This window comes from Actinoplanes sp. G11-F43, from assembly GCF_050589265.1.
In the GTDB taxonomy this organism is placed as follows: Bacteria; Actinomycetota; Actinomycetes; order Mycobacteriales; family Micromonosporaceae; genus Actinoplanes.
On the sequence record NZ_JBNZCE010000014.1, the window covers coordinates 227,245 to 250,611 of the forward strand.

23 protein-coding genes are annotated in these 23,367 nt (G+C 70.4%); 15 read left to right on the forward strand and 8 right to left on the reverse strand.

The window, feature by feature from the left end:
- Positions 1–996 carry a 2-hydroxyacid dehydrogenase gene (locus tag ACQ0O7_RS16370; protein WP_430782919.1) on the reverse strand — a complete coding sequence of 332 codons (996 nt, stop codon included), beginning with the start codon at positions 994–996 and terminating at the stop codon, positions 1–3.
- A 118-nt stretch (positions 997–1,114) separates the two neighbouring features.
- On the opposite strand from ACQ0O7_RS16370, the gene ACQ0O7_RS16375 reads away from it, so the two are divergent.
- Entirely contained in the window at positions 1,115–2,098 is a 984-nt protein-coding gene (locus tag ACQ0O7_RS16375) for a LacI family DNA-binding transcriptional regulator (protein WP_430782920.1), read from the forward strand.
- Between the two features lie 61 nt (positions 2,099–2,159).
- On the opposite strand, the gene ACQ0O7_RS16380 is transcribed toward ACQ0O7_RS16375, so the two are convergent.
- On the reverse strand, positions 2,160–3,698 hold the full coding sequence (locus ACQ0O7_RS16380; protein ID WP_430782921.1) for a UxaA family hydrolase: 1,539 nt from the start codon (positions 3,696–3,698) through the stop codon (positions 2,160–2,162).
- 153 nt (positions 3,699–3,851) lie between these two features.
- Between ACQ0O7_RS16380 and ACQ0O7_RS16385 the strand changes: the two genes are divergently transcribed.
- The 7 genes from ACQ0O7_RS16385 (at position 3,852) to ACQ0O7_RS16415 (ending at position 10,268) form a co-directional block, all read left to right on the forward strand.
- Entirely contained in the window at positions 3,852–4,919 is a 1,068-nt protein-coding gene (locus ACQ0O7_RS16385) for a Gfo/Idh/MocA family protein (RefSeq protein ID WP_430782922.1), read from the forward strand.
- On the forward strand, positions 4,904–5,797 hold the full coding sequence (locus ACQ0O7_RS16390; protein ID WP_430782923.1) for a PmoA family protein: 894 nt from the start codon (positions 4,904–4,906) through the stop codon (positions 5,795–5,797). The genes ACQ0O7_RS16385 and ACQ0O7_RS16390 overlap by 16 nt, the downstream gene beginning before the upstream one ends.
- The gene (locus tag ACQ0O7_RS16395) at positions 5,794–6,459 is read left to right on the forward strand and encodes a cupin domain-containing protein (protein WP_430782924.1); all 666 of its coding nucleotides are present in this window, start codon (positions 5,794–5,796) and stop codon (positions 6,457–6,459) included. Before ACQ0O7_RS16390 ends, ACQ0O7_RS16395 begins: the two co-directional genes overlap by 4 nt.
- Entirely contained in the window at positions 6,456–7,685 is a 1,230-nt protein-coding gene (locus tag ACQ0O7_RS16400) for a Gfo/Idh/MocA family protein (RefSeq protein WP_430782925.1), read from the forward strand. Before ACQ0O7_RS16395 ends, ACQ0O7_RS16400 begins: the two co-directional genes overlap by 4 nt.
- A gap of 63 nt (positions 7,686–7,748) precedes the next feature.
- Complete coding sequence (locus tag ACQ0O7_RS16405) at positions 7,749–8,678, forward strand: ATP-binding protein (protein WP_430782927.1); 930 nt, start codon at positions 7,749–7,751, stop codon at positions 8,676–8,678.
- Positions 8,679–8,755: 77 nt separating this feature from the next.
- On the forward strand, positions 8,756–9,268 hold the full coding sequence (locus ACQ0O7_RS16410) for a VanZ family protein (RefSeq protein WP_430782928.1): 513 nt from the start codon (positions 8,756–8,758) through the stop codon (positions 9,266–9,268).
- 316 nt (positions 9,269–9,584) lie between these two features.
- Positions 9,585–10,268 (forward strand): hypothetical protein, encoded by a 684-nt coding sequence (locus ACQ0O7_RS16415; protein WP_430782929.1) that lies wholly within the window; start codon positions 9,585–9,587, stop codon positions 10,266–10,268.
- Positions 10,269–10,272: 4 nt separating this feature from the next.
- On the opposite strand, the gene ACQ0O7_RS16420 is transcribed toward ACQ0O7_RS16415, so the two are convergent.
- Positions 10,273–10,833, reverse strand: a complete 561-nt coding sequence (locus ACQ0O7_RS16420) for a TetR/AcrR family transcriptional regulator (protein WP_430782930.1) — start codon at positions 10,831–10,833, stop codon at positions 10,273–10,275.
- Positions 10,834–10,923: 90 nt separating this feature from the next.
- Between ACQ0O7_RS16420 and ACQ0O7_RS16425 the strand changes: the two genes are divergently transcribed.
- On the forward strand, positions 10,924–11,715 hold the full coding sequence (locus ACQ0O7_RS16425; protein WP_430782931.1) for an SDR family NAD(P)-dependent oxidoreductase: 792 nt from the start codon (positions 10,924–10,926) through the stop codon (positions 11,713–11,715).
- Positions 11,716–11,841: 126 nt separating this feature from the next.
- The gene (locus ACQ0O7_RS16430) at positions 11,842–12,654 is read left to right on the forward strand and encodes a hypothetical protein (protein ID WP_430782932.1); all 813 of its coding nucleotides are present in this window, start codon (positions 11,842–11,844) and stop codon (positions 12,652–12,654) included.
- Between the two features lie 84 nt (positions 12,655–12,738).
- On the opposite strand, the gene ACQ0O7_RS16435 is transcribed toward ACQ0O7_RS16430, so the two are convergent.
- The 3 genes from ACQ0O7_RS16435 to ACQ0O7_RS16445 form a co-directional block, all read right to left on the reverse strand.
- Positions 12,739–13,497 carry a hypothetical protein gene (locus ACQ0O7_RS16435; protein ID WP_430782933.1) on the reverse strand — a complete coding sequence of 253 codons (759 nt, stop codon included), beginning with the start codon at positions 13,495–13,497 and terminating at the stop codon, positions 12,739–12,741.
- Between the two features lie 164 nt (positions 13,498–13,661).
- On the reverse strand, positions 13,662–14,546 hold the full coding sequence (locus ACQ0O7_RS16440) for a hypothetical protein (protein WP_430782934.1): 885 nt from the start codon (positions 14,544–14,546) through the stop codon (positions 13,662–13,664).
- A gap of 43 nt (positions 14,547–14,589) precedes the next feature.
- Positions 14,590–15,648: an SPFH domain-containing protein gene (locus ACQ0O7_RS16445; RefSeq protein WP_430782935.1), complete on the reverse strand. Its 1,059-nt coding sequence runs from the start codon at positions 15,646–15,648 to the stop codon at positions 14,590–14,592.
- 63 nt (positions 15,649–15,711) lie between these two features.
- Here ACQ0O7_RS16445 and ACQ0O7_RS16450 point away from each other — a divergent pair, with 63 nt between their 5' ends.
- Positions 15,712–16,470, forward strand: coding sequence for an NUDIX hydrolase (locus ACQ0O7_RS16450; RefSeq protein ID WP_430782937.1), 759 nt, complete (start codon positions 15,712–15,714; stop codon positions 16,468–16,470).
- 55 nt (positions 16,471–16,525) lie between these two features.
- Positions 16,526–18,085, forward strand: coding sequence for a methyl-accepting chemotaxis protein (locus ACQ0O7_RS16455; protein WP_430782938.1), 1,560 nt, complete (start codon positions 16,526–16,528; stop codon positions 18,083–18,085).
- Here ACQ0O7_RS16455 and ACQ0O7_RS16460 read toward each other — a convergent pair.
- Positions 18,082–19,017, reverse strand: coding sequence for an LLM class F420-dependent oxidoreductase (locus tag ACQ0O7_RS16460; RefSeq protein ID WP_430782939.1), 936 nt, complete (start codon positions 19,015–19,017; stop codon positions 18,082–18,084). The genes ACQ0O7_RS16455 and ACQ0O7_RS16460 overlap by 4 nt on opposite strands.
- A gap of 70 nt (positions 19,018–19,087) precedes the next feature.
- On the opposite strand from ACQ0O7_RS16460, the gene ACQ0O7_RS16465 reads away from it, so the two are divergent.
- Entirely contained in the window at positions 19,088–19,687 is a 600-nt protein-coding gene (locus ACQ0O7_RS16465) for a TetR/AcrR family transcriptional regulator (RefSeq protein ID WP_430782940.1), read from the forward strand.
- On the opposite strand, the gene ACQ0O7_RS16470 is transcribed toward ACQ0O7_RS16465, so the two are convergent.
- Positions 19,673–21,130 (reverse strand): cryptochrome/photolyase family protein, encoded by a 1,458-nt coding sequence (locus ACQ0O7_RS16470; protein ID WP_430782941.1) that lies wholly within the window; start codon positions 21,128–21,130, stop codon positions 19,673–19,675. The two genes, ACQ0O7_RS16465 and ACQ0O7_RS16470, sit on opposite strands and share 15 nt — an antisense overlap.
- 107 nt (positions 21,131–21,237) lie before the next feature.
- Here ACQ0O7_RS16470 and ACQ0O7_RS16475 point away from each other — a divergent pair, with 107 nt between their 5' ends.
- On the forward strand, positions 21,238–22,428 hold the full coding sequence (locus tag ACQ0O7_RS16475; protein WP_430782942.1) for an EAL domain-containing protein: 1,191 nt from the start codon (positions 21,238–21,240) through the stop codon (positions 22,426–22,428).
- Positions 22,429–22,490: 62 nt separating this feature from the next.
- Complete coding sequence (locus ACQ0O7_RS16480; RefSeq protein WP_430782943.1) at positions 22,491–23,153, forward strand: flavin reductase family protein; 663 nt, start codon at positions 22,491–22,493, stop codon at positions 23,151–23,153.
- Positions 23,154–23,367 lie beyond the last annotated feature (214 nt).

Genomic DNA, 23,367 nt, shown 5'->3' on the forward strand with positions numbered 1-23,367 from the left:
TCAGCACACCAGGGCGTCGGGGGCGATGTCGGCCGAGCCGGTCCGGGCGTACGACGAAAGGCTGTCGATCGTGCTCGTCGCGATGTTGCGGAGCGCGTCCTCGGTGAAGAACGCCTGGTGGCCGGTGATCAGCACGTTCGGGAAGGTGACCAGGCGGCTGAACAGGTCGTCGCCGAGCATCTGGTCGGAGAGGTCCTCGAAGAACAGGTCGGCCTCCTCCTCGTAGACGTCCAGGCCGAGGTTGCCGATCCGGCCGCTCTTCAGCCCGTTGATGACGGCCGCGGTGTCGATCAGCGCGCCCCGGCTCGTGTTGATCAACATGACGCCTTCGCGCATCTGGCCGATACGATCATCGTTGATCAGGTGATGGGTCTCCGGCGTGAGCGGGCAGTGCAGGGTGACGATGTCCGATTCGGCCAGCAGGGTCTCCAGCGGCACGTAGGTGGCGCCGGCCGCGATCGCGTCGTCCGACGGGAACGGATCGGTGGCCAGCACCCGGCACCCGAAACCCGCCATGATCCGGATGAAGCAGACGCCGATCTTGCCGGTGCCGACCACCCCGACGGTACGTCCGTGCAGGTCGAAACCGAGCAGGCCGTGCAGGGCGAAGTTGTGCTCGCGAACCCGGTTGTAGGCCCGGTGGATCCGCCGGTTGAGCGCGAGGACCAGGCCGGCGCAGTGCTCGGCGACAGCGTACGGGGAGTAGCCGGGGACCCGGGTCACGGTCATGCCGAGCTTGCGTGCCGCGGTCAGGTCGACATGGTTGAAGCCGGCCGACCGGAGCGCCACGAGCCGGACCCCGTCCTCGGCGAGCCGCTCCAGCACCGGGGCACTGAGGTCGTCGTTGACGAACGCGCAGACCGCGTCGCAGCCGGCCGCGAGCGAGGCGGTGTCACGGGTCAGCCTCGGTTCCAGGAAGACGAGGTCGTGACCGGAATTGGCCTCGGTGAGGAACCTGTTGTCGTACGGCTTCGTACTGAACACGGCGACACGCATGATCCTCACCCTAACGGGCTCGGCCGTCCGGCACCGCCGGCCGGATCACGGCGCGTTCCGGGTGTGGCGGCCTCGATATGCTGACGCCGTTATTGGAAACAGAACTAGGAGTGGCTTGGTGCGCACGACTGTGCAGGATGTCGCGCGTGCGGCGGGTGTCTCCGTGTCCACGGTCTCCCGGGCGCTCACCGGTGGGGCGGTCAGCCCGGCGACCCGTGAAGCAGTGGTGGCGGTGGCGCACCGGCTCGGCTACCAGCCCAACCGGGCGGCCCGGGGACTGATCACCGGGCGTACCGGCAATCTGGGGTTGATCGTCCCCGACCTGCGGAATCCGTTCTTCGCCGACGTCGCCAAAGGGGTGACCGCGCGGGCCCGGGCGGTGGACTGCGGCGTCTTCATCAGCGACACCGACGAGGATCCGGTCGCCGAGCTGGAGGCGGTCGCCACGCTGCGGCACAACACCGACGGCATCCTGCTGTGTTCGCCGCGGTCGGCCGACGCGCAGATCCTGGCCGCCGCGGATCCGCAGACCACCGTTCTGCTGCATCGGCGGGTGCCGGGGATGACCTCCGTGGTCGCCGACGTGGTGGACGGGATCCGGCAGGCGGTGCGGCATCTGCGGGCGCTGGGGCATCGGCGGATCGCGTTCGTGTCCGGCCCGGAGGACTCCTGGGCGTCCCGGCAGCGGCTGGCCGGGCTGACCGAGTTCGATTCCGACGACGAACTGCAGATCCTGCCGGTCGGGTCGGTGGCGCCGACCTTCGACGGTGGGGTGCTCGCCGCCGATCTGGTGCTGGCGAGCCCGGCGACGGCGGTGCTGGCGTACAACGATCTGGTCGCGATGGGCCTGCTGCACCGGCTGGCGGCGCGCGGCGCGGTGGTCCCGGACCGGCTGAGCGTCGTCGGGTACGACGACGTCAGCCTCGCCGGGATGAGTCATCCGCCGCTGACCAGCGTCGCCGTGCCCAAGGACCGGGCCGGGGCGATCGGCCTGGATCTGCTGCTCGGCCGGGCCGGCACGGTGACGGCCGCGCACGGCGCCGAGGTGATCCTGCCGACCGCCCTGGTGGTACGCGGCTCGACCGGCCCGATCGGGGTTTAGGCCGTGTGCCGATTTTCGGCTCGAATCGAGCCGAAAATCGGCACACGGGTTGACCCCGGACTCAGGTGACCGCGCCGAGCTGCCACGGGACGAACTCGTCACGGCCCAGGTCCAGGTCCTCGCTCGCGGTCATCTGACCGGAGGCGACCGCCAGGACGGCCTCGAAGATCTGCTCGCCGGCGTCGGTCAGGCTCACGGTGCCGGCCACGATGCCGCCGGTGTCGATGTCCATGTCCTCACGCATGCGCTGATAGATGTCCGTATTGGTGGCCACCTTGAGCACCGGCGCGGGTTTGCCGCCCAGCACCGAACCGCGCCCGGTGGTGAACACGACGATCGTCGCGCCGCCGGCGACCAGACCGGTGACCGAGACCGGGTCGTACCCGGGGGTGTCCATGAAGGTGAAGCCGGTGCCGGTGGCGATCGGTTCGGCGTACTCGTAGACGGCGGTCAGCGGCGCCGAACCGCCCTTGGCCACCGCGCCGAGCGACTTCTCCAGGATGGTGGTCAGCCCACCGGCCTTGTTGCCGGGGGAGGGGTTGTTGTCCAGGGTGCCGCCACCGGCCGAGACGTACGTGTGCCACCAGGCGATCCGGTCGAGCAGCCGCTGCCCGACCTCCTTGCTGACCGCGCGCCGGGTGAGCAGGTGCTCGGCCCCGAACACCTCGGGCGTCTCGGCGAGCACGGTGGTGGCGCCCTGGGCGACCAGTAGATCGGAGGCGTGGCCGAGTGCCGGGTTGGCGGTGATGCCGGAGTAGCCGTCGGAGCCGCCGCAGTTCAGGCCGACGACGAGAGCGGACGCCGGCACGGTCTCCCGGCGGCGATCGTTCAACCGGTCGAGGAGGGCACGGATGACGTCACTGCCGGCGCGGACCGTGGCCCGTACCCCGCCGGTGTCTTGAATGGTCAGTCTCTCGACGAGGGTGTCGGAGTCGGCGGGCAGCCCGGCCAGCACCGTGTCCACCCCGATCATCTCGCAGCCCAGCCCGAGCACGAGCAGGCCGCCGATGTTCGGGTGGGCGGCGTATCCGCGCAGCGTGCGCAGCAGGATCTGACCGCCCTCGCTGGCCGGGACCATGCCGCAGCCGGAGTCGTGGGCGAGCGCGACCACCCCGTCGACGTGCGGCCAGGCGTCCATGGCCGGGCCGCGGAACTGGTCGGCGATCATCCGGGCGGTGGAGGCCGAGCAGTTGACCGAGGTGACGATGCCGATCATGTTGCGGGTGCCGACCCGGCCGTCGGCGCGGCGGTAGCCCTGGAAGGTGCGGGTCTCGGCGGCGGGGGCGATCTCGGTCAGCGCGGTGCCGAACTCGTACTCGTGATCGATCGCGGCCATGCCCAGGTTGTGCGCGTGCACATGCTCACCGGCCGGTACGTCGGTGGTGGTGCTGCCGATGACCTGACCGTACTTGTGGACGGGCGTGCCGGCGTCCAGATCACGCAGGGCGATCTTGTGGCCGCGGGGGATCGTGGTGCGGACGGTCAGGTCGTGTCCGTCGTGGCGCAGGGTGTCGCCGGCCGGCAGTTCCCGGGTCGCCACTGCTACGTCGTCGGTGTCGCGCAGCAGCAGTGCCACCTCGCGCAGGTCCAGGTGCGGCATGGGCAGTCCTTGACGATTTGCGGGAACGTTTGCACTCCATCCTGACACGGCCGGCATCGATGGGAAAAGCCGCCGGGACACTTGACGGTGATCGACCCGGGTGAAAGTGTGGGAATGCGCTTTCCTGCTGGTGGAGGGGATTGGAGGAGGGAAATGACTCGTCCGTTTCGCGCCGCGGTCGTCGGCACCGGAGCCATAGCCGGAGCCCACGCCGAGGCCCTGCGAGCCCATGCCGGCCGCATCGACACCGTCGCCGTCCACGACCTGGCCACCGACCGTGCCGAGGCCTTCGCCGAGACCTGGCGGATCCCCACGGTCCACACCTCGATCGATGACATCGTGAAGTCGGGTGTCGACCTGGTCCACCTGTGCACACCGCCGTCCACCCATCTGCCGATCGCCCTGCGATGCCTGGAAGCCGGGGTGAACGTGCTGGTCGAGAAACCGCCGACACTCTCGCTGGCCGAACTCGACCGGCTCGCCGCGGCCGCCGCCGGATCGGGCGCGCACCTGGCCACCGTCTTCCAGCACCGGTTCGGCTCCGGCGCGGCCCGGCTGCGAGCCCTGATCGCCGCCGGGGACCTCGGCCGGTCCCTGCTGGCCACCTGCCACACGCTGTGGTTCCGCGACGACGCCTACTTCGCGGTGCCGTGGCGCGGCAAGTGGGAGACCGAGGGCGGCGGGCCGACCATGGGCCACGGCATCCACCAGTTCGACCTGCTGCTGTCGGTGCTCGGTGACTGGGAGCGGGTCACCGCGGTCGCCGCCCGCCGCAGCCGCCCGGTGCAGACCGAGGACGTGTCGATGGCGCTCGTCGAATTCGCCGACGGCACCGTCGCCTCGGTGGTCAACTCGGTGGTGTCACCCCGGCAGACGTCGTCGCTGCGGTTCGACTTCGAGCGGGCCACCGTCGAACTCGATCACCTCTACGGGTACGACGACACGAACTGGACGATCACCCCGGCGCCCGGCTCGGCGGCCGTCGACTGGCCCGCGGGGACTGTCAGAAGCGGTCACGCCGATCAGCTCGCGGCGGTGCTGGACGCCCTCGACGCCGGGAGTGAACCGCCGGTCGGGATCGCCGACACCCGGCGGACCATGGAGTTCGTGGCCGCGCTGTACGCCTCCGCGGCCACCGGGCAGCGGGTCCGGCGGGGCGAGATCGGGGCGGACCATCCCTTCTACCGCGCGATGAACGGAGACCGATGGACCTTCGCGTAGACCACCGGCTGGACCATTCGATCACCGTGTCCGCCGGCGCCGTCCCCATCGCCACCTATGTCTACCGGCCGGACACCCCGCGGCTGGAGTCGCCGAAGCCCTATCTGCACCCGTTGCGAACCCTGGCCGGGGAGGAGGTCTCGCTGTTCCGGCCGCACGATCATGTGTGGCACAAGGGGATCGCGTGGTCCCTGCCGTATGTGGGGGAGCACAACTTCTGGGGTGGGCCGACGTATGTGCACGGCAGCTTTTACGTACAGAAGCCGAACAACGGCACCGCGTCACACCGTACAATAATAAATGCAGATTTGTCTGGTTTTTCGCATGCTTTGGACTGGACCGCTCAGAGCGGCGAGCCCGTCCTCACCGAAGAGCGAGCCCTGGGGTTCCAGGTGATCGACGACGTCAGCTGGGTCCTCACCTTCGACACCACCATGCTGAACGTTTCCGGACACACCCTCGCCTTCGGCTCCCCGACCACGAAGGGCCGGGAGAACGCCGGCTACGGCGGCCTGTTCTGGCGCGGCCCCCGCTCGTTCACCAACGGCGTCCTGCAGTCCCCGGCCAAGACCGGCGGCGACGACCTGCGCGGCACCCGGGCCGAGTGGTTCGCCTTCCGCGGCCGGCACGACGGCACCGACGCCGCCTCGACCGTCCTGATCGTCGACGATCAGGCCAACCCGCATCACCCGCCGCAGTGGTTCGCCCGCACCGAGGAGTTCGCCTGCCTCAACCCGGCGCCCTTCTTCAGCGAGGAACTCGATCTGCCCGACGGCGCCAGTGTCCGATTCCGGTATGCCGTGGTGATCGCCTCCGGTGACCACGGCGAGGCCGGGACGGCGGCGCTGGCCGCACACGGCCGGACGGCGCTGGCGTGACCCACTTCCCCGGCGGGACGTCGGTCACACGCCTCCAGGTGTACGCCGACGGCGGCGGGACCCCGCACATGCACACCGTCTCCACCGAGGCGTACGTGGTCATCGGCGGTAAGGGCAGCCTGCAGACCCTGGACACGTCCGGCTTCCGGGAGACGCCCCTGGAGACGGGCAGCACCGTCTGGTTCACCCCCGGCGTGATCCACCGTGCCGTCAACCACGGTGATCTCCAGGTCGTGGTGGTGATGTCGAACGCCGGCCTGCCCGAGGCCGGGGATGCCGTGATGACCTTCCCCAGCGAGATCCTGTCCGATCCCGATCGCTACCGGGAGGCAATCGCGCTCGGACCCGACCCGGCCGCATCGGTGCACCACCGCCGCGCTCTCGCCGTCGACGGCTTCCAGCGCCTGATCGACGACCCCGCCGCGCTCGCCGAGTTCTACCGGCTGGCCGCCGCCCTGGTCCGGCCCCGGATCGAGCAGTGGCGCCGGATCTGGTCGCACACCGTCGAACCGGAGACCCGCCGGACCGCCGCCATGCTCGACGCCCTCGGCCGCGGCGACTTCCAGCACCTGAACGAATCCGGACTCCGCACCGCCGACCCGGCACCCGGCACCGCCTGGGGCATGTGCGGCCACCTCCAACCCCTGGAAGGACCCTCATGAGCCGCCGGTACGGCATGGTCGGTCTCGGACACCGCGCCCAGCTCTACGTCGACGCGCTCGCCGGGGACTGGAGCGACACCGGCACCCTCGTCGCGCTCTGTGACACCAACCGCACCCGGATGAGCTACTACAACCCCGGCAACCGATTGCCGGTGTACGGGCCCGACCAGTTCCCCGACATGCTCGCCGGCATCGACGCGCTGATCGTGACGACGGTCGACGCCACCCACGCCGACTACGTGTGTGCCGCGCTGGACGCCGGTGTCGACGTGATCGTGGAGAAGCCGCTCACCGTCGACGAGCCGGGGTGCGCCCGGATCGCCGAGGCCGCCGCCCGCGGTGCGGCCCGGCTGATCGTCACGTTCAACTACCGCTACTCGCCCCGCAACACCGCGGTCCGGGAACTGCTCGCCTCCGGCCGGATCGGCCGGGTCACCGCGGTGCACTTCGAATGGCTGCTGGACACCATCCACGGCGCCGACTACTTCCGCCGCTGGCACCGCCGGCGCGAGCACTCCGGTGGCCTGCTCGTGCACAAGTCGACCCACCACTTCGACCTGGTCAACTGGTGGCTGGGCAGCCGCCCGTCGCTGGTGTTCGCGCAGGCCGGGCTGCGGTTCTACGGGCCGGACGGCGCCGGGGTGGGCAGCGGCCCGTTCGGGCTCGACCTGCGGGCCGACCCGCGGCTCAAGGCGCTGTATCAGGACGCTCGGCACGAGGACGGGTACGTCCGCGATCAGGATGTCTTCGCCCCCGGTGTCGACATCGACGACACCATGTCGGTGCTGGTCCGCTACGCCGATCAGAGCGTGCTCACCTACTCGCTGACCGCGTACGCGCCGCGGGAGGGATACCGGGTCGCCTTCACCGGCACCCGCGGCCGCCTCGAACTCGAGGTGTCCGAGCGGGCCTGGTGCTCCACCGACGCCGCCCTCGACCCGACCGCGGGCAAGAGCGAGGAGGAGACGTACGAGCGGCTCACCGTCCAGGAGCACTGGAAACCGGCTGAGGAGATCACCATCACGCGGGGTGCGGGCGGTCACGGCGGTGGTGACGCGCTGCTGCTCGACGACGTGTTCCGGGGTCCGGGCGACGACCCGCTGGCCCGGCAGGCGGGCTGGCGCGACGGCATCCACAGCGTCCTGACCGGGGTGGCCGCCGACCGCTCGGCCCGTTCGGGTCAGCCGGTCCACTTCGCCGCCGACGGGTTGTCCCTGACCGGGTGACTCCGGATTCCTCCGGAGTGGCGGTGCTTGCCATCCGGCTGTGCCATCCTTACCTTCGTGCAAATGAAAATCGCTTTCACTGGCAAGGGTGGCAGTGGGAAGAGCACCATGGCCGCGCTGTTCGTCCAGCACCTGCGTGCCGCCGGCCACCGGGTGCTCGCCGTCGACGCCGACGTCAACGTGCACCTGGCGCCGCTGCTCGGTGTCACCGCCGGGGCCGGGTCCGCGCTGTCCCACCCGGACAACACCCGGCGGGTACGCACCCACCTGCTCGGCGCCAACCCACTCGTCGACGGGGTCGAACACTTCGTCGCCACCACCCCGCCCGGACCCGGCTCACACCTGGTCACCCTGGACGCCGCGGACCCCGTCCTGGCCGGGCACGCCACCGCGCTGGACGAGCGCACCCACGTCATGCACGTCGGCACCTACGAGGCCAAGGACATCGGATCCGGCTGCTACCACGGCCACCTGGCGATCCTGGAGAACCTGCTGTCCCACCTGGACCCGGCCGGCGACGGCTGGGTGGTCTGCGACATGGTCGCCGGAACCGACGCCTTCGCCAACTCGCTGCACGCCCAGTTCGACGTGATCGTCGTGGTCGCCGAACCGACACCCGAATCGGTGTCGGTGGCCAAGCGTTACCGCGAACTGGCCGCCGCCGCCGGAGTCGCCGACGCGGTCGCCATCGTCGGGAACAAAGTCGCCGACCAGGTCGACCTCGACTACCTGACCCGCGAACTCGGCGTGGCCCCGATCGCGGTGCTCGGCGCCCAGACCGGACTGCGCCGCGCCCGCCAGGCCGGAGTCCCGCCCCGCCCCGCCGACCTCGACGACCCGTCGGCACTGGCCGCGATCGAGGCGCACGCCGCGGTCCGCTCCCTGCCGCACGCCCAGCGCGCGACCCTGATGCGGTCCCTGCACCTCAAACTGGCCGGCAAGGGCTGGGTCAAGGCCGCACACGGCGACGTCACCGGCCAGCTCGTCGGCTAGGGGATCTACCTTTCGGCCGATCCCCCTCCGCTCGCGGAGTGATGTGAGCCGGCCACCCGGGAGTCGATCATGAGGGCATGCCCGACCTCCAGACCGAGATCCCCGCGGTGCCCGTCCTGGTCCCGCTCGCCGCCGTGCTGCTGCTCGCCGCCTGGCTGACGATGCGGGACCGGCTGCTCCCCGCGGTCGCCGGCGCGCTCTACCTGACCGGAGTGGTGGCGGTCACCCTGCTGCCACTCCAGATCGCCACCGGCCTGTACGCCAACCAGGTCCCCTGGTACGAGAAAGCCAGCTACATCCCGATCATCACCATCGACCTTCGTACGTTCGTACTCAATATCGTGATGCTCCTGCCGTTCGGTTTTCTCCTGCCGATGCTGCGCCGGATCGACTCGGTGAAACAGATCGCCTGGCTGTCCCTCGCCTTCAGCGCGACCGTCGAACTGATCCAGTTCGCCACGAACGTGCTGGTCAGCAGCGGCCGCACGCCCGACGTGAACGACCTGCTCGCCAACACCCTCGGCGGCGTCCTGGGCTTCCTGGCCTGGCGAACCGCCCGCCGTGCGCTGAAGCCCGCGATGAGCAGCTAGTGCGGTGTCCGCGAACGTTCACCGCGACGGCGACGCCACTGGTTGACTCCAGGACGCACGCCCACACGTCACCGGCCGACCGGAGCAGATCGAAACAGCGTTGCCGCCGGGCGCGGGTCAGGCGCAGGCCGAGCCGGGCGGTGCGGTGCATCACTCGAACTGCTCCCACCGTCCACCTTCTAGGCATGCGACCAGTATGCGCGCGACACTGGATGCCAGGCAAGGGATTTGACACGCACCCACCCGACCCGCCGAACCTTCATGGTCAACGCACTAGCATATGCCGCGATTCTTCCAGCGGCTGAAGCGAGGCGACATGCGGTGGTTCCGGTTCGGATCGAGTAAACGCGACGAGCAGGATCCCGGCCGTCAGCAGCAGATCTACCGGGAGCTGCGGCAGCGGTACGCCCCGGTGCCCGGACAGCACAACGAGGCGCGGGCCGCCGAGGCGGTCCAGCTGTTCGACGGCGACGACGGCATCGTGGTGGCCACTGTGGTCATTCGGGAGTACGCGGACAGCGTCCATGCCGCCCTCGCCGCCCAGGGCTTCCAGGTGGAACGCCGCGACTACCGGTGGAGCTGGCAGGGTGCCGGGCCGCGCCTGCGGTCCCCACTGGTGGCCGGCACGGCCAGCGGCCTCGACCCGTTCGTGCAGGTCGCCGCCGCGGTGACGGTCCTCGGCGCGCACGCCAAACAGGCGGTGAAGATCGTCAACCCGGTGCCCACGCTGGAACACGTCCTGGAGATCCTCGACATGGTGACGTCCGGCTGGGAGTACGGCGGAGTGCTCGCCGACGTCGACGCCGCCAACCTGGCCGCCGGCCTGATCTCCGCAGCCACCGCGATCCGGGCCGCGATGTCCGACGAGCCGCCGCTGCCGTCGCCGATCCGGGAGCAGATGCGCCGCAACAACACCGTCCAGGTGTGGGACCCGATCAGCAACCGGGTGGTGGGCGGCTTCAACCCCGGCCGCGAGATGCGCGAGGCCCTGCTCGCCTGAGACCTCAGACGCCGGTCCGGCTCAGCGTCGCGGCGAGCCGGCCGGCCTCCGTCTCGGCGTCGTAACGCCACACCGTGTGCGGTTTGTGCAGCCGCAGCGAGACGATCCCGTGCAGGCCGGTCCACAGTCGCTCGACCTCGTCCTCGCCGCCCAGCAATTCGGCGGCCAGCGGCAGCAGCCGGTCGGCGACATCGCTGATCGAACTCTCCTCGTCGAGCTGGTCCTTGCTCTCGAACAGCAGCTGGTACATCCCGGGCTGGGCGAGACCCCAATTGACGTACGCCCGGGCCATCGCCCGCAGTCGCTCCGGCCCGGTGAGCGTGGGGTCGTCGTGATCCAGCACCGACTCCTCGAACGCCGCGTGCACCCGGAGCAGCAGGGCCCGGTTGAGGTCCGCCTGTGACGGGAAGTGCCGGTAGACGGCGGTGGCCGACACGTCGCACGCGCGGGCGATGGCCCGCAGCGAGGGGATGGTGACCGGCCGTGGTGCGGATGCCAGCTCGGTGGCCGCCGCCAGCAGCTCGCCGCGTAGTTGATCGCCTTCGCGGCGTGCCTTCGGTGCCATGTCGCCATTCTCTCCTGCCGGTGGGGCGTTCGGTGTGGTTAACATGTGTTCACCAGCTTTGGTGAACACATGTTAACTAGGGAGCCGTCCATGCGCTACGACACCCAGACCGCCCTCGTCACCGGCGCCAGCTCCGGCATCGGGCGACAGTTCGCACTCGACCTCGCCGCCCGGGGCAGCGACCTGGTCCTCGTCGCCCGCCGCGCCGACCGGCTCGACGAACTCGCCGACACCCTCCGTCGCCGGCACGGCGTCACCGTCACCACGATCCCGCTCGACCTGGCCCGCCCCCATCCCGGGCAGGACCTGCGCTCCGAACTCGACCGCCTCGGCATCACGGTCACCCTGCTGATCAACAACGCCGGATTCGGCGCCACCGGGCCGTTCACCGACCTCGACCCCGCGCTCCACCGGGAGATGATCGCGGTCAACGCCACGGCGCTCACCGACATCACCGGCGCGCTGCTGCCCGGTGTGCTGGCCGCCGGCGACGGGGCGATCGTCAACGTGGCCAGCTTCGTCGGACACCAGCCCGGACCGGGCATGGCGGTGTACGCGGCGACCAAGGCGTACGTGCTGAACTTCGGTGAGGCCCTGGCCCACGAACTGCGCGACCATCCGGTCAAGGTGCTCACCCTGTCCCCGGCGTCCACCCGCACCGAGTTCTACACGGTGTCCGGCACCAGCGAGAAGAACGCCCGCTTCGAGACGCCTCAGCAGGTGGTGGCGACGGCGTTGCGTGCGCTGGACAGGACCCGTACTCCGGCCCGGGTGGTCTCCGGCCGCAGCAACCGCCTCGCCCTGGCCGTGCTGCACCGCCTGCCCCGCCGCGCGATGCTGACGCTGATGGCCGCCGCCAACCAGCGCTCCGCACACGCCTAGCCGCGGTCCACTTCGCGTGGCCATTTGCGGCTCGAATCGAGCCGCAAATGGCCACGCGGTCTGACCTCGACGGCGGTGGCAGCGCCCGGTCGACACCCGGCCGGGCCGGGTGATAGACCTTCGCTCGTGTCCGACATCGACTTCCGCGCCGGTGACGTGCTGACGATCGCCTGTGCGTTCACCGAGGCGACGGTGGCCGGCGTCGCCCGCTCGCACGTGTCGATTCGCTGGCCCTGGTGGCGGCGCGACCCGGACGCCGAGGGCTTCGACTGGAACGGGAACGTCGCGATCACCGACGAGGCCGCGGAGCTGTTCCGCACCGACCCTCCGGCCGGCCGCCTCCGGGCCGGGCAGGCGTGCCGTGTCGGCATTCCGCCCACTGTCGTGCACGTGATCGCGGCGCAGACGTTCGACCCGCCGCTGGAGACCGGCTGGCTGCCGCGGCCGGCCCGCGAGATCGTGGTTCTCCGCCATGGCGAGTCCGAGGACGCCAGCGCGGTCGAGCAGGGGACCGGCCTGAACCCGGACGACGACATGCCCCTGACGATCAGCCTGCTCTTCCGCCCGTTCGCCTTTCTGGACGCCGGCGCGGGCGGGAGCGCCATATCCGATGCCGGCGGGGGCGTCAGAGCCGACACTGGCGGGGGCGCCAGAGCCGATGGCGGTGGAGGTGCCGGCGTCGATGGTGGCGGGTATGCCGGCGTCGATGTCGTCGACCGCTACGAACGGGCGTGGCACTTCACCGGACCGTGGGGGTGGCACGCCTACGACGGGCGGGGCGGCGCCCCGGCCTGGCCTTTGACCCTGCTGGCCGACGGCGGCGGCCCGGCAGTCGCCGAGCGGACGGCCCGGGTGGCCGCCGCCACCCGGACGGGCTCCCACGAGGCCGAGATCGAGCGGTGGTGCCGAGCGTCCGGTGCGGAGCCGCTGATCCGCTGAACCCGGGACTCGCCGTCCGTCTTCGGCCGGCCGCGAGCCCGGGTCGTCGGGGCTTGAAACGACCGCGCGGCGCTCTGCCGAGAATCAGCGGCGATGCACGCGCCAGCCGAGGTTGATGTAGCCCTTGCTCTCCGAGTTCACGCGACGCACCGCGGAAGGATCCCTGAAACTGACTTCGAACCGGCCATCGGTACGGCTGGACACCTCGGCTTGCGCGACGGTCACCGCGAAGTCCGACAAAACTTGATCTCTGGTGTGCAGCGTCTCGTTCATCCGGATCGCGGTGGCAAGGATGAGCAGATCGTTCAAGGAATCCCGGAAATCGTTTTTCAGATTGTATTCCCGAGTGAACCGGGGGAGCAGGGACAGGGCGACATCGACCGTTTCCGTGGCCAGTGCAACGTATCTGGCAGAGCTCGCCGACAGGCTGCGGTAGTGGGTTCTGACATTGGCGAAAGTGGCTTTTGTCAGTGCGGGCCGAGCATGGGCTGCGAAAACCTGGAAACCGGCGTCGAGGCGTCGGCGACTGAGTTCGAGAAGCCGGCACGTCGCGGAGTGGCTGTACTCGACGACTGTCGGATGGTCGGCGGCAAAATTGATGATGAGGCGGTCGGTGTGTGGGCGGATCCTCCTGCGGTCGCCTTTCCGCTCGGCATGAAGATGCGCGTAATGATGTAGCTGATATTCGTCCTTCATCAAAGGCAGGTAGAACCTGTTTCTGGTGTTTCCCGCTCCCTGCATGCCGAATATCTCCTGCAAAGTGGTCGAGGTGACGGCGACACCATCCGGCACACCGCCCGCCCGGAGATGCTCCGAGGTCACCTGCGTATCGAAGACCACCATCAGGCTCTCCTTGTCAGAGCGCGTGCCGACGCTGTCTCACCACCGGCCGGGCCTCGCGTCCCGCTGCCGCCTCGCGCCCCCGCCGCCCAAAGCGGTCTCGATGATGACGTGTGCCCAGCGTAGGGTGCAGCGGTGATGCCGTGGTGGCCCGCCGGTGTGGCGCCTCACGCCAGCCGCAGCTTGCGAGGGGCCAGGCCGATGCGGACGCGCTGGCCCCAGGAGAGCTCGAGCGCGTCGGACTCCAGGCCGTCGGCGAAGACGACCAGGCGCTCGGACTCGCTGGTCAGCTCCAGCTCGGTCCCCTCGGTGAGCAGGCCGGACGTCTGCGTCACGCCGGTCGCGGGGGAGGGCCAGGCCTCCCGGACGAACCAGCACAGCGCCGGATCGTCCGGGGCCGGCAACGGTGGGCTGCCGGGGCGATCACGGGCGATCGACGCGCACCAGCCCGTCGCGCCCGTGCCGGTGCCGACGATCAGGCCGGAGGAGGACTGGCGCTCGCGGGTGCCGTCGGGGGTGGTCAGGACGTAGCGGGCGGACTGGTGGCCGGCGTGGCCGATGTAGACCTCGTTCAACCCGGACAGCTCCTGGCCGTCGTCCAGCCTGGCCGCCACCATCGTGCGCTCCTGGACCGCCTGCGGGCCGGAGCGCAGGCGGGCCGCCAGACTGCCGGCCCGGTGGCGGGAGAGGACACCCGGGTTGCGGCCCGGCTCCGGGTCGATGCCGATGACCGGCTGGCCGTCCAGGTATTTCGCGACGTTGGCGACCAGGCCGTCCTGACCGACGGCGACCACCACGTCCTCCGGGGCGAACAGGAAGCGGGGCAGGTCGGCGCGGTCGACGTGGCCGCGCCGCCAGTCCGCCGGGACCGCCGCGCCCACCTCGGTGAGCGCGGCCCGCAACGCCTCGTGCCGGGCGGTCACCTCGGCCATGTCGCGGCCCCGCTGGCGCAGGAAGTAGGCGGCGGCGCCCATCGTGCCGTGCCGGGCGAGCAGCTCGTCCAGCTCGCTGCGCCGGGAGACGATCACGATGCGCGGGGCGAGAGTGCTCATGAGCCGAGCTGCCTGACCGTCATGACGCGCGGGCGGAGGGTGCTCATGAGCCGAGCCGCCCGACCAGCTTGGTCAGCACGTCGGGGGTGATGGTCAGCTCGTTGACCTGGGGCAGCTGGCCGGCCAGCTCCTTGAGGGCCAGCGCCTGCAGGACGGCGGGCGGCAGGTCCTGATAGGCGGCCAGGCGTGCGGCCTCCGCCTCCGCCTCGGCCAGGCCGACCAGGCGGGCGCCGGTGGCGCGGGCGTCGTCGCGGACCCGGGTGGCCTCGGCCTCGGCGAGCGCGGCGCGCTTGGACCGCTCGGTGGCCGCGATGCTGGCGACCTCTTTGCGGTCGGCGTCGGCCTTGGCGGCGACCAGCTGGGTCTCGGCGTCCAGCTCGGCCTCCCGGCGGGTGTTGGCGCCGTGCTGCTCGACCAGCTCCTGCTGGCGGCGGGCCAGCTCGATCTTGCTCTGCAACTCGTTCTCGGCGATCTGCCGCTCCTGCTGCACGGCGTGTGCCCGGCGGGCGTAGGTCGCCTTGTCGGCGTCCTGCTGGACCTGCTCGCGGGTCGGAGTCTGCAGTGCCCGCTCCAGGTCGGGCTCGGGCCGGATGGCGACCACCCGGGCGCTGACCACCGAGACGCCGGTCTCGCTGAGCCGCGGGTCGCCGGCCAGGGCGTCGGCGACCGACTGGCGCACCGGGGCGATGCCGGTGGTCAGCGCCTCGGCGAGCGGCACCCGGGCGAGCACGTCGAGGGCGGGTTGCTGGGCCAGCTCGGCGAGCAGTGTCGCCACCTGGTCCAGGGGCTGGCCGCGCCAGGCGCCACGGTAGGGGTCGATGGAGAAGTCGAGCCGGCCGGCGGCCGCGGCCGGGTCGCTGAACCGGTAGGTCACGGTGGCCTGCACGGTCACGTCGGCGAAGTCCTCGGTGCGGGCGTGGAAGAGCAGTGGCAGCTCACGGTCGTCGACCGGGACCTCGCTCAGCACGGCGGTGAGCGGCCGGTACCAGAAGGAGAGGCCGGTGCCCGAGCGCTTCTCCCGGCCCTTGACGGTGTGGCTGACCCAGCTGGTGGGGGCGCCACGCAGGTGCCGGAGGTGGAAGCGGCGTGTCACGTCGGCCATGTCGGGGGGTCCCTTCGTTTGTCGTCGGAATGACGATAATCCCGGCGAGGTATTATCGTCAACATGACGCGAACCGAGTTCTCCGTCACTGTGGATCTGGTGCTGCTGACGATCCGGCAGGCCGCGCTCCAGGTGCTGCTCGTCCGCCGGGGCATCCCGCCGTTCCAGGACCGGTGGGCGCTGCCCGGCGGGTTCGTGCACGGCGACGAGGATCTCGCCGACGCCGCTGCCCGCGAGCTGCGCGAGGAGACCGGCCTGACGCCGAGGGACGGCCACTTCGAGCAGCTCGGGACGTACGGCAAGCCGGGTCGTGATCCTCGGGGGCGGGTGATCACGGTGGCCTACCTGGCGCTGGTGCCGGATCTGCCGATGCCGGTGGCCGGCAGCGACGCGGCCGGGGCGGCCTGGCGCCCGGTCGACGAGGTGGCCGGGGAGCTGGCCTTCGACCACGACACGATCCTCGCCGACGGGGTGGAGCGCGCCCGGTCGAAGCTGGAGTACACGCCGCTGGCCACCGCGTTCTGCCCACCCGAGTTCACCGTGGCCGATCTGCGGTCGGTCTACGAGTCGGTGTGGCGGGTGCGGCTCGACCCCCGCAACTTCCACCGCAAGGTGACCAGCGCCGACGGGTTCGTGGAGCGGGCCACCGGCAGCGTGATCCGCGAGCGTGGCCGCCCGGCGCAGCTCTTCCGCCGGGGAGCGGCGACCATGCTGCATCCACCCCTGCTGCGCGGCCCGGTCGAGAAGGAGGCCGGGAGGGAAGCCGGAAAGGAGGCCGAGAAAGGGGACGGGAAAGGGCCGGAAGCCTCAGCACCGGACTGATGGGGCCGAACTGTCAGATGAAGACCACCACCGACTCCGGATAGCGGGAACGCCCATGCCAAGCCTGCTCGACCTGAGCGTCGCCAAGCGCCTGTCGTCGATCGTGGTGACCGGTGTGCTGGTCGCCGCGGCCCTGACCGGCATCGGTGTCTGGTCGCAGGAGCGCCTCAGCGACGAGCAGGAGAGTCTCACCAACTACATCCTGACCAAGTCGGCCCTCAACCACCTGGACACCCGGGGCTCCGAGCTCAAGGTCGACGCCTACCGGGCAGCGCACGGCGACGACGTGTCCGGTGACGCCGCCGACGACGTGGTGGCGATGAGCGAGGCCTTCGAGGCCGCCGAGGCGCTGGACGTCGGTGACCTCAGCACCGAGATCGACGCGCTGAAACCGAGCGTCGACACGTTCAGCGCCTTCGTCATCGACTTCGTGAAGGACGCGAAGGCCGACCCGGCCAGCATCGCCGGCCGGTACGACTCGATCGCCGAGCAGAACGGCATGGTCGACGACAAGATCGGCGCCATCCACGAGATCCTGGACGCCGAGGTGATCGAGCATCAGGCCGCGATGGACGCGGTGAAGTCGTCGGCGCTGTGGTGGATGCTGGCGGTCGCCGCGATGGGCCTGATCGTGCTGGTGGCGTTGTCGGTGCCTCTGGTGCAGTCGATCCTGCGGCCGGTGCGCAAGGTCGCCTCGGTGGTGGGCGCGCTGGCCTCCGGCGACCTGACCCGGCGCAGCGGCATCACCTCGCGTGACGAGCTGGGCACGATGGCCAAGGAGCTGGACGCGGCGATGGACGGCATCCGCGCCACCATGCAGCGGATGGCGGAGAACGCCGACACGCTGGCCGGCGCCGCCACCGAGCTGGCCGCCACCAGCCAGGAGATCGCCGGCGCGGCGAACGCCACCGACCAGCAGACGTCGGCCGCCTCGAACGAGGCCGCGGAGATCTCCCGCAACGTGCAGACGGTGGCGGCGGGCAGTGAGGAGATGGGCGTCTCGATCCGGGAGATCTCGGAGAACACCAACCGGGCCGCGCAGATCGCCGGGGAGGCGGTGTCCGAGGCGGCCCTGGCCACCCAGCGGATCGAGCAGCTGGGCGCGTCGTCGGTGGAGATCGGCAACGTGGTCAAGACGATCACCGCGATCGCCGAGCAGACCAACCTGCTGGCGCTGAACGCGACGATCGAGGCGGCCCGCGCCGGTGAGCTGGGCAAGGGCTTCGCGGTGGTGGCGTCCGAGGTCAAGGATCTGGCGCAGGAGACCGCGCGGGCGACCGAGGACATCAGCGAGCGGGTGGCGTCGATCCAGCAGGAGACCAGTCAGGCGGTCGAGGTGATCAGCCGGGTCAGTGAGGTGATCGCGCGGATCAACGACTACCAGACCACGATCGCCAGCGCGGTGGAGGAGCAGACCGCCACCACGCAGGAGATGAGCCGCAGCATCAGCGAGGTGTCCTCGGGCAGCAACCGGATCGCGGCGAGCATCTCCGAGGTGGCCCGGGCCAGTTCGGTGTCGGTGGCCGGCACCAGCCAGACGAATCTGGCCAGCGCCGAGGTGGCCCGGACCGCCGAGGAGCTGCGCGGCCTGGTCGGTTCGTTCCGGATAAGCTAGCTGACCAGCGGCTTCAAGGCCGCGCCGACCCGGGAGACCAGTCCGGGGCGGTGGCCGTTGCGGGGCAGGTTGATGGTGATGCCGTCGATGCCGGCGCCCAGCACCCGCTCCTGGATCTGCTCGGCGACCTGCTCCGGCGTACCGAGGATGGTGCGGTTGCGGCGGTCCTCCGGGATCTCCTGGGACAGTTCCTTGATCTCCTGCTCGTCCTCGCCGACCAGGCCCATCACCAGGTAGCTGGTGGCCAGGGTGGCCGGGTCGCGGCCGATCTCCTCGCACCGTTCGCGCAGCACCGACACCTTGCGGGCCAGGTCGTCGGCGTCGCAGATGATGTTCATGTGGTCGGCGTACCGGGCGGCCAGGCGGAACGTCTTCTGCTCGCCGCTGCCACCCAGCATGATCGGGATGGTCGGCCGGACCCGCGGGTTGTTCAACGCGCCGCGGGCGGTGTACCACTTGCCGTCCAGGCTGGCCGGCTCGCCCTTCAGCATCGGCGTGATGATCTGCAGGGCCTCGTCGAGGCGTTCGAAGCGCTGCCCGAAGGTGCCGAACTCGAAGCCGTAGTCGTTGTGCTCACGCTCGAACCAGCCGGCGCCGATGCCGAGGATCGCGCGGCCGTGCGAGACCACGTCGAGGGTGGTCACGGTCTTGGCGAGAAGAGCCGGATTGCGGTACGTGTTGCCGGTGACCAGGGTGGACAGCTGGATCGTCGAGGTGGCCGTGGCCAGCGCGCCGAGGGTGGTGTAGGCCTCCAGCATGGCGTTCTCCGGCGCCCCGATGCCCTGTAGTTGATAGAAGTGGTCCATCACCAGAACCGTGTCGAAGCCGGACGCCTCGGCCTCCTTGGCCTGCGCCACGACCGTGTCGAACAGCGTCTCGACCGGGCCGGGGTAGGTGTAGTTCGGGATCTGGTAGCCGAGCCGGATGGTCACGATGCCTCCGAAGAGAATGTAAGAGGGCTATCACTTGCTAATGTAAGAGCCTACTCACATGGAGGCAAGCGTGTCGGCCAATCGGGCGTATCACCACGGTGACCTGCGCGCCGCCCTGATCGCCGCGAGTTTCGAGCTGCTCGCCGAGTGCGGCCTGCAGAAGTTCTCGGTGGCCGCGGTGGCGAGAAGACTGCAGGTCAGCTCGGCCGCGCCGTACCGGCATTTCCCGGACCGCGACCACCTCCTCGCCGCGGTGTCCGGGATCGCCGCCCGCGAGCTGACCGCCGCCGTCCGTGCCGCCGCCGACGCCGCCGGCACCGACCCGGGGGACCGGATGGCCGCGGCGGCCGGGGCCTACGTGCGGCACGTGGCCCGCACCGGCGCCGGCCTGCCGGTGATCTACGCCGCCGAGCTGTCCCGGATCGAGGACGACGGCCGCCGCGAGGACACCCGCGCCCTGATGGAGACCCTGATGGACCTGGCCGGCGAGACCGGCGCCGGCACCTACCGGGAGGCGTTGCTGCTGGTCGAGGCCACCATCGCGGTCGCACACGGATACATCGCACTGTTCGCCGACGGCTTCTTCACCAAAGGGCACCACACCACCGAGGACATCGCCGCCCGCGCCATCGAGGCGGCCCGCACCCTGGTCCCGTCAGGGCGCCCGTGAGCCGCGGGCGTGCTCCTGCTCGACCAGCGCGTCCCGATCGTCCAGCCGGCGCAGACCCTGCAACGGCCGGCCCATCCGGTGATTGCCGGCCAGTCGCGGTTCGTTGCGGGCCAGGAAACTCCAATACCCCGCGGTGTACGGGCACGCGTCGTCCCCCACCCGCACCTTCGGGTCGTACCGGCACCCGCCGCAGTAGTCGCTCATCCGGTTGAGGTAAGCGCCGCCCGCCGCGTACGGCTTGCTGCTCATCCGCCCGCCGTCGGCGAACTGGCTCATACCGATGACGTTCGCGGTCATCACCCACTCGTATCCGTCGACGAAGTTGCGGTGGAACCAGTCGGCCATCGCGGCCGGCCGCCAGCCCCGCTGCATCGCGTAGTTGCCCAGCACCATCAGCCGCGGGATGTGGTGCACCCAGCCGCGGTCGCGCACCCCGGCCAGCACATCGGACAGACACCGCGCCTCGACCGCGTCGGCGTCCAGAGTGGCGAACCACTTCGGCAGCCGGCCGGCCGCGCCCAGCACGTTCTCCGAGCGGTAGCGCGGCTCGAAATACCAGTACAGATGCCAGACGAAGTCCCGCCAGCCGAGGATCTGCCGGATGAACCCCTCGGCACTGGCCAACGGCACCGACCCGGCCCGGTACGCGTCCGCCGCCGCACTGATCACCTCGACCGGATCGAGAAGTCCGAGATTGATCGCCGGGCTGAGCATGCTGTGTGCCATCCACGGGTCACCGGCCAGCATGGCGTCCTCGTGCGGGCCGAACACCGGCAGCCGGTGCTCGACGAAGTGCCGCAGCCGGGCCAGGGCCTCCCGCCGGGTGACCGGGAACAGCCGAGGGCCGTCGTTGCCGGCGAACTCGATGCCGTCGACGCGCTGCCAGCGATCCAGCTCCGACCGTACGCCATCGTCGATCTCGTCTTCGTTGATCTCCGGAGGGGACGCGACGTCCAGCCTGGTGGCGCCGCGAGGGGGCGGCTCACGGTTGTCGGCGTCCAGGTTCCAGCGGCCACCACACGGTTCGGCGCCGTCCATCAGAACACCGTGCTGCTGCCGGGCGAACCGGTAGAAATCCTCCATCCGCAGGTGGTCCCGCCCGTCCGCCCACCGGGTGAAGTCCCGCGGCGCGGTGACGAAACCGCGCGGCGGCAGCATCTCCACGTCCGGCAGACGGCGCACCAGATCACGGGCCGCACGCGAGGTGGGATGACACACCGTCACCGGCTCGGTGACCGCCTCACGGTAGGTGGCGGCGCGAACCAACCGTGCGTCACCCTCCTCGGCCCGGTGCCGCAACGCGGACAGGATCAGATGGGCCTTCTGCCGGTGGAAGACCCGGCGCCGGAACACCGCCTTCGACTCCACCAGCAGCACCGGCTGCCCCGGATCATCCAGGAAGTGCGGGCCGAGTTGATCAGCGAACAGCCAGCGACGCCTCATCCGCCCATGCTCGCGCTCTCCGCCCGCCAACACCTTCAGATTGCGTTTTCCCCGCCGACTAGGTGGGTCCGGCGGGAACGAGCCGGGCGAAGCGGGGAGTGAACGACGTGCAGACAGCAACCGGGGGCGTGTGGCAGCCGGGCGACGCCGACATCGCGGTGGTGGAACGGATGCTGGACCTGGTCCGCGCCCACCTCGGCCTCGACGTGGCCTGGGCATCCACGCTGAGCGCCGACGACCAGACGATCCACGTCGCCACCGGCGAGTACGAGACCATGGGCATCCCCCTCGGGCGGCCGCTCGACCTGCGGAACTCCTACTGCGCCCGGGTCCTCGCCGGGATCCTGCCGGGCACCGTCACGGACAGCCGGGTGCACCCGATCGCCCGTGAACTCGCCTCCACCCGCGACTACCAGATCGGCTCCTACGCCGGGGTGCCGTGGCGCGGCCCGGACGGCGAGGTGGCCGGCATGGTCTGCGGGGCCAGCCGGCAACCCGACCCGTCCCTCGGCGAACAGTCGCTGCGGTACATGGCATTGATCGCCGACGTGATCAGCGACCACATGAGCGGCCCGCTCGCCCAGCAGCGGCACGAGGCCGCCCTCGCCCGGCACACCGTGCAGGCGGTCCTGGACGCCCAGTCGGTGCGGATGGTCTTCCAGCCGATCGTGCGGATCAAAGACAACGACACGATCGGGTACGAGGCCCTGGCGCGCTTCGAACCCGCCGTGTTCACCGGCCCCGACAAGGCATTCGCCGCGGCGTCGAAGTGCGGTCTCGGCGTACCGCTGGAACTGCTCGCTCTCCGCCAGGCGCTGTGGCGCCTGCCGGATCTGCCGCCGGACGGCTGGCTGGCCGTCAACCTGTCCGCCGAGGCGCTGCTCGACCCGCACGTGCGCGACATCCTGCTCCTGCACGCCGAGCACCGCCTCGTCGTGGAGATCACCGAGCACACCCAGGTGGCCGATTACGATCAGCTCACCGAGGCGTTGGACCGGCTGCGGGAGGCCGGCGTCCGGCTCAGCGTCGACGACGCCGGCGCCGGATTCGCCAGCCTCCAGCACATCCTCAAACTCCGCCCCGACCTGATCAAACTCGACCTGAGCCTGGTCCGGGGCATCGACAGCGACCCGGTGAAGACGGCGCTGGCCGGCTCACTGGCCGGATTCGCCGCCCAGATCGGCGCCGAACTCGTCGCCGAGGGCATCGAGACCGCCGCCGAACTGGAACGCCTCACCGAGATCGGCGTCACCTACGGTCAGGGCTACTACCTGGGCAGGCCCGCCGAACTCTGCTGACCGTCGACCTGGACGTCCGAAGACCGCCAGAATCGTGACCGCGCAGGCGTGACAGTGGTCGGATGCACGTGACACCCGACCTGAAGGTCCTGTACTTCGGCACACCCGTAGTCGTGATCAGCACCGAGAACCCCGACGGCACCACCAACCTGGCACCCCTGTCGTCGGCCTGGTGGCTGGGCCGGACCTGCGTACTCGGCATGGGCGACCGTAGCCGCACCGCGGTCAACCTGCGCCGAACCGGCGAAGCCGTCCTCAACCTGCCCGACACGACCATGGTCACCGCCGTCGACCGGCTCGCCCTGACCACCGGCCGCCCCGACGTGCCGGAGACAAAACACGGACAGGGCTACCGGTACGTGCCGGACAAGTTCGCCGCCGCCGGCCTGACCCGTCAGCCGTCCGACGTGGTCGCACCGGCCCGGATCCGCGAATGCCCGATCCAGCTCGAATGCCGCCTGACGTCAGCGACCTCGATCGGCGGCCCGGCCATGCATGCCACGGCGTTCGAGGTGGAGGTGCTCCGCACCCATGTGGAGGAGTCCCTGATGATCCCGGGAACCGCCTACGTCGACCCGATCCGCTGGGACCCACTGATCATGAAGTTCACCGAGTTCTTCGGCGAATCCCGAAACCTGCACCCGTCCCGCCTGGCCACCGGTTGGCAGATGCCACACACGTTGCCGCCCCCCGGCCCCCGTCGGCGCTCGGTGAGTCAGGCCTGACCGCGTCTCCGGGAAACCGCCGTTCCAGCCCCGAGCAGGTGTGCCATGCAAACCGAGAACGACCGTTCTGTCTCGCCTGTTTCGGGGCTCCAGCGAGAACGACCGTTCTGTCGCGCCCACGGCCGCCCCCAACAAGAGCGACCGTTTTGTCTTGCGGGGGTGGGTTCTGTTGCGAGGGGCTGTTCGGTTTTGCCTACGGCTGACCGCAACGAGA

Excerpts from the sequence above, each read along its gene's own strand:
- ACQ0O7_RS16440 (WP_430782934.1), bottom strand. The coding sequence starts at position 14,546 with ATGAGCACTCTCGCCCCGCGCATCGTGATCGTCTCCCGGCGCAGCGAG.
- ACQ0O7_RS16405 (WP_430782927.1), top strand. The coding sequence starts at position 7,749 with ATGAAAATCGCTTTCACTGGCAAGGGTGGCAGTGGGAAGAGCACCATG.
- ACQ0O7_RS16390 (WP_430782923.1), top strand. The coding sequence starts at position 4,904 with ATGGACCTTCGCGTAGACCACCGGCTGGACCATTCGATCACCGTGTCC.
- ACQ0O7_RS16425 (WP_430782931.1), top strand. The coding sequence starts at position 10,924 with ATGCGCTACGACACCCAGACCGCCCTCGTCACCGGCGCCAGCTCCGGC.
- ACQ0O7_RS16455 (WP_430782938.1), top strand. The coding sequence starts at position 16,526 with ATGCCAAGCCTGCTCGACCTGAGCGTCGCCAAGCGCCTGTCGTCGATC.
- ACQ0O7_RS16410 (WP_430782928.1), top strand. The coding sequence starts at position 8,756 with ATGCCCGACCTCCAGACCGAGATCCCCGCGGTGCCCGTCCTGGTCCCG.
- ACQ0O7_RS16480 (WP_430782943.1), top strand. The coding sequence starts at position 22,491 with ATGCACGTGACACCCGACCTGAAGGTCCTGTACTTCGGCACACCCGTA.
- ACQ0O7_RS16470 (WP_430782941.1), bottom strand. The coding sequence starts at position 21,130 with ATGAGGCGTCGCTGGCTGTTCGCTGATCAACTCGGCCCGCACTTCCTG.
- ACQ0O7_RS16420 (WP_430782930.1), bottom strand. The coding sequence starts at position 10,833 with ATGGCACCGAAGGCACGCCGCGAAGGCGATCAACTACGCGGCGAGCTG.
- ACQ0O7_RS16450 (WP_430782937.1), top strand. The coding sequence starts at position 15,712 with ATGACGCGAACCGAGTTCTCCGTCACTGTGGATCTGGTGCTGCTGACG.
- ACQ0O7_RS16385 (WP_430782922.1), top strand. The coding sequence starts at position 3,852 with ATGACTCGTCCGTTTCGCGCCGCGGTCGTCGGCACCGGAGCCATAGCC.
- ACQ0O7_RS16370 (WP_430782919.1), bottom strand. The coding sequence starts at position 996 with ATGCGTGTCGCCGTGTTCAGTACGAAGCCGTACGACAACAGGTTCCTC.
- ACQ0O7_RS16445 (WP_430782935.1), bottom strand. The coding sequence starts at position 15,648 with ATGGCCGACGTGACACGCCGCTTCCACCTCCGGCACCTGCGTGGCGCC.
- ACQ0O7_RS16415 (WP_430782929.1), top strand. The coding sequence starts at position 9,585 with ATGCGGTGGTTCCGGTTCGGATCGAGTAAACGCGACGAGCAGGATCCC.
- ACQ0O7_RS16380 (WP_430782921.1), bottom strand. The coding sequence starts at position 3,698 with ATGCCGCACCTGGACCTGCGCGAGGTGGCACTGCTGCTGCGCGACACC.
- ACQ0O7_RS16435 (WP_430782933.1), bottom strand. The coding sequence starts at position 13,497 with ATGGTGGTCTTCGATACGCAGGTGACCTCGGAGCATCTCCGGGCGGGC.
- ACQ0O7_RS16400 (WP_430782925.1), top strand. The coding sequence starts at position 6,456 with ATGAGCCGCCGGTACGGCATGGTCGGTCTCGGACACCGCGCCCAGCTC.